Genomic DNA, 4163 nt, shown 5'->3' on the forward strand with positions numbered 1-4163 from the left:
GACGTAAGCAGGAGCAGATCAATATCGCCTCGGGTGGGCGCGAAGCGTCGATCCAGAAGTCCGAAGGCGAACGGCAGGCGGCGATCAATCAGGCGCAGGGGCAAGCAGCGGCGATTCTGGCGGTGGCGGAGGCTAACTCACAGGCGATTCAGAAGATTGCTGCTGCCATCCAGTCGAACGGCGGCATGGAAGCGGTGAACCTGAAGGTGGCCGAGCAGTATGTGAACGCATTCGGTAACCTGGCGAAGCAGGGCACCACGCTGATCGTGCCGGGTAATCTGGCGGATATGAGTTCGATGATCGCGTCGGCGCTGACTATCGTGAACAAGGGGAAGGGCGCGACGGACGTGCGCTGATTGACGTTTTTCCTTGCCGAAAAAAAATGGCCCGCAAAATAAGCGGGCCATTTTTCGTTGAGTTCTGGCTGAATCGCAGCTTTTGCCAGCGAGCCGGCCGGGCAGCAAAGCGCGGCAAATCCGCGCATCACGCGCCGCTAATCAGGCCAGGCCGCAGTTCAACTCCCAGCCCAAGCCCTCAGACCACCATTACGACGGTGAGCGCATCAGGCGCGCCTTTTCGCGTTCCCAGTCGCGCTTCTTTTCAGTCTCACGCTTGTCGTGCTGCTTCTTACCCTTGGCGAGGCCGATCTCGCATTTGACGCGGCCGCCTTTGTAATGGAAGTTCAACGGCACGAGCGTGTAACCGCGCTGCTCGACTTTGCCGATCAGTTTGCTGATTTCCTCGCTATGCAGCAGCAGCTTGCGCGTGCGCACCGGGTCCGGGTTGATGTGGGTCGAGGCTTCGGGCAGCGGGCTGATATGCGTGCCGATCAGGAACAGTTCGTTATTCTTGATGACAACGTAACCTTCCTTGATCTGGCCGCGCCCGGCGCGCAGCGCCTTGACCTCCCATCCTTCGAGCACGAGCCCTGCTTCATAGCGTTCTTCGACCGAGTAGTCGTAGAAGGCTTTTCTGTTGTCGATGATGCTCATGAATGGAAAGTGCCCAACTCGTTTAAAATCACGATTTTAGCAAAGCGGGGCAAGGAAAGCCCGCGGCGCTTGTCCACCCTTGCCACGCGCTGTTCAATTTATGGCAGATGTCCAGAAAACCGTGTTGATCCGCCATTCGGCGGAACAGATGTTCGACCTCGTCACCGACGTCGCCGATTACCCCAACTTCCTGCCTTGGTGCGGGGGAGTCGAAATCCGTCGCCAGGACGAAACCGGCATGGAGGCGAAGATCGATATCAACTTCAAGGGCATCAAGCAGCATTTCGCCACGCGTAACAGCATGGAGCGGCCCACGCGCATCGATATGGAGTTCGCGGACGGCCCATTTCGCAAATTCACCGGTTTCTGGCGCTTTACGCCGTTGCGCGCGGATGCCTGCAAGATCGAATTCGCGCTGCACTACGAATTCACCAACATTATTCTCGAGAAGATCATTGGGCCGGTGTTCAGCCACATTGCCAACACCTTCGTCGAATCGTTCGTGAAGCGCGCCGATCAGCGCTACGGTAAGGCATGAGCGCGCGCTTGTCGATTGAAGTCTGCTACGCGCTCGCCAATGAGCAGACGCTGATCGCCGTGGAATTGCCGGAAGGCGCCACGCTGCAGCAGGCGCTCGACGCGAGCGGCATCTTGCGGCGTTATCCGCAGATCGATCTGGGCACGCAGAAGGTCGGCGTGTTCGGCAAGCTCAAGCCGCTCGATACGGTGCTCGCCGACCGCGATCGCGTCGAGATTTACCGGCCCTTGCTGGTGGATCCGAAGCTGTCGCGTCAGCGGCGCGTCGAGAAAACCCGTAAGGCGGGCTCGATTGAAGGGCGCCGCTGGCAGAACAAGGATTCGCGCTAGGCGTGTTCTGGAGAAGGGCGGCGCGGCTGGTGGGCGCGGCCTGGCCGTTGCCGTTGCGTGGCGCCGTGCGTGCCCGGAGTCACTGCCCCGGATCACTGCCCCGGATCACTGCGCCGAGTCAATGCGCCGAAACTCGGGCTTTTTCCTCGATCGGTGCCCCGCCGGACGAATCGTCGGCCGCATGCTGGCGCACCGACCAGCACACCCCCGCGACCAGCAGCAGGATCGCCGCCGTTTCAAGCGGGCGCGGCAGGCGCTGGTCGTAGATGAACGCGTAGAGCAGCGCGAATAGCGTCTCGAACACGATCATCTGACCGGACAGAGTGAGCGGCAGCCGCTTCGACGCGGCGTTCCACAGCCCGTTGCCGAGCCATGACGCGCCCACTGCGAGCCCCAGATTCAGCATCCAGAAGGTGTGCCAGCGCTCGTCGCCGAGCGGCGCCTGCAGGCCGCCAGAGGGCATGACGGCGACCACCAGCCACAATGCCGCGCCGAGCGCGCCCGTCACCACGCCCCAGAGCACCGACCATTCGTTGCCGCTGAAATGCGTCTGTCGCTGCAGATAACGGGCGTTTTCGACCGCGAACCAGGTCCAGCAGGCGAGCGCGCCGACCGCGCAGGCGAGGCCGAGGAGCTTCGTCGCGATACTGACGGGTGTGCTGTCCGCGACCGTGAACACGTCGATGTTGATGCAGGCGATGCCGGCCACCACCAGCGCGAGCGGCCATGCGAGGCGGGCGAGCGGCACGGCGCCGTGATCGCGCCGGCCGAGCAGCGTCACCGTGACCGGCAGCACGCCGACGATCAGCGATGCCGGTGCGATGCCGATCATATGGACTGCCGCGGTCAGCAGCAGGTAGTAGAGCAGGTTGCCGGCCAACGCCAGTTTGACCAGCGCGCCGAGATCCTCGCGGGTCAGGCGTTTGACGAGCGAACGGGCCATTGGCAGCGCGGCGGCCAGCGAGACGATGCCGTACATCGTGTAACGGCCGGCGCTCAGCAGCAGCGGCGAAAAATCGGGCAGCACGCGCGGCACCAGAAACACCATGCCCCATAGGGCCCCGGCCATTACTCCATATGCCACACCGCGCTGCATCGACTGCCCCTGCAAGAAAAACTGGAATGGTCGGCAGAATAGCCGCCTGGCAGGCGGGGTGTCTTGTTTGATTCTGCATTCCGGCGGTTTTATCCGGCGTTTTCAGGCGCCTTTTAACTTCCGCGCGACGGCTCGACGGCGCGCAAGCCGCCCGAATTGTCCGCGCTCGACCCGGGCGGCGCCTCCATGCACCCGAACGCGCAAACGAAACCGGATCGAACCTGAGGCGAACGCAGAAGCGAAATCGAAGGGTTCAAAGTCGCGAAAAAAATCGCCCGAAATTCGCTAAGCTGCTGTTAGTGCAGTGAAAACCGGGGAGGTATCGCGTATAATTCGCTTTTGCGCCTATAGGATTTGCCATGCGTCTGATCCAAACAGCACTCACGTTCGATGACGTGCTCCTCGTCCCGGCCTTTTCTGATGTTCTGCCGCGCGACACCAGCCTCAAGACCCGGCTGACCCGCAACATCTCCCTGAATATGCCGCTCGTGTCCGCCGCCATGGACACCGTCACCGAAGCCCGTCTCGCGATCGCGATGGCGCAAATGGGTGGCGTGGGCATCATCCACAAGAATCTCACGCCGGCCGAGCAGGCGCGTGAAGTTGCCAAGGTCAAGCGCTTCGAATCGGGCGTCGTGCGCGATCCGATCACGGTGCCGCCGCAAATGAAGGTGCGCGACGTCATCGCACTATCGCGCCAGCATGGCATTTCGGGTTTTCCGGTCGTCGAAGGCGCGCAGCTGATCGGGATCGTCACGAACCGCGACTTGCGTTTCGAAGAGCGTCTGGACGAGCCGGTGCGCAACATCATGACGCCGCGCGAGCGCCTCGTCACCGTCAAGGAAGGCACGCCGCTCGCCGAAGCCAAGGCGCTGATGCATAGCCACCGCCTCGAGCGCGTGCTGGTCATTAACGACGCATTCGAACTGCGCGGCCTGATGACCGTCAAGGACATCACCAAGCAAACCGAACACCCGGACGCGTGTAAAGACGAACACGGCAAGCTGCGCGCAGGCGCTGCGGTCGGCGTGGGCGAAGACAACGAAGAACGCGTTGAACTGCTGGTGCAGGCGGGTGTGGACGTGATCGTTGTCGACACGGCGCACGGCCACAGCAAGGGCGTGCTCGAGCGCGTCAAGTGGGTCAAACAGAAATTCCCGCACGTCGAAGTGATCGGCGGCAACATCGCCACCGCTGCGGCGGCCAAA

Annotated in this window: 6 protein-coding genes; 4 read left to right on the top strand and 2 right to left on the bottom strand. The window is 62.2% G+C overall.

Translation table 11 applies throughout. The features are described from left to right. On the top strand, positions 1–356 hold a 356-nt coding region (locus VFE81_RS10125), incomplete at its 5' end, for a band-7 C-terminal domain-containing protein (RefSeq protein WP_325044461.1). Between the two features lie 189 nt (positions 357–545). Here VFE81_RS10125 and smpB read toward each other — a convergent pair. After that, entirely contained in the window at positions 546–992 is a 447-nt protein-coding gene (gene smpB, locus VFE81_RS10130; RefSeq protein WP_042323149.1) for an SsrA-binding protein SmpB, read from the bottom strand. 100 nt (positions 993–1092) lie between these two features. Here smpB and VFE81_RS10135 point away from each other — a divergent pair, with 100 nt between their 5' ends. Together VFE81_RS10135 and VFE81_RS10140 are read left to right on the top strand one after the other, a co-directional pair. Continuing rightward, positions 1093–1530, top strand: a complete 438-nt coding sequence (locus VFE81_RS10135; RefSeq protein ID WP_028199353.1) for a type II toxin-antitoxin system RatA family toxin — start codon at positions 1093–1095, stop codon at positions 1528–1530. Beyond that, on the top strand, positions 1527–1859 hold the full coding sequence (locus VFE81_RS10140; RefSeq protein WP_325044462.1) for an RnfH family protein: 333 nt from the start codon (positions 1527–1529) through the stop codon (positions 1857–1859). The genes VFE81_RS10135 and VFE81_RS10140 overlap by 4 nt, the downstream gene beginning before the upstream one ends. A gap of 118 nt (positions 1860–1977) precedes the next feature. On the opposite strand, the gene VFE81_RS10145 is transcribed toward VFE81_RS10140, so the two are convergent. Then, on the bottom strand, positions 1978–2955 hold the full coding sequence (locus VFE81_RS10145; protein WP_325044463.1) for a DMT family transporter: 978 nt from the start codon (positions 2953–2955) through the stop codon (positions 1978–1980). A gap of 359 nt (positions 2956–3314) precedes the next feature. Between VFE81_RS10145 and guaB the strand changes: the two genes are divergently transcribed. Then, on the top strand, positions 3315–4163 hold an 849-nt coding region (guaB, locus tag VFE81_RS10150; protein WP_325044464.1), incomplete at its 3' end, for an IMP dehydrogenase.

The organism is Paraburkholderia sp., assembly GCF_035656215.1.
Lineage (GTDB): Bacteria > Pseudomonadota > Gammaproteobacteria > Burkholderiales > Burkholderiaceae > Paraburkholderia.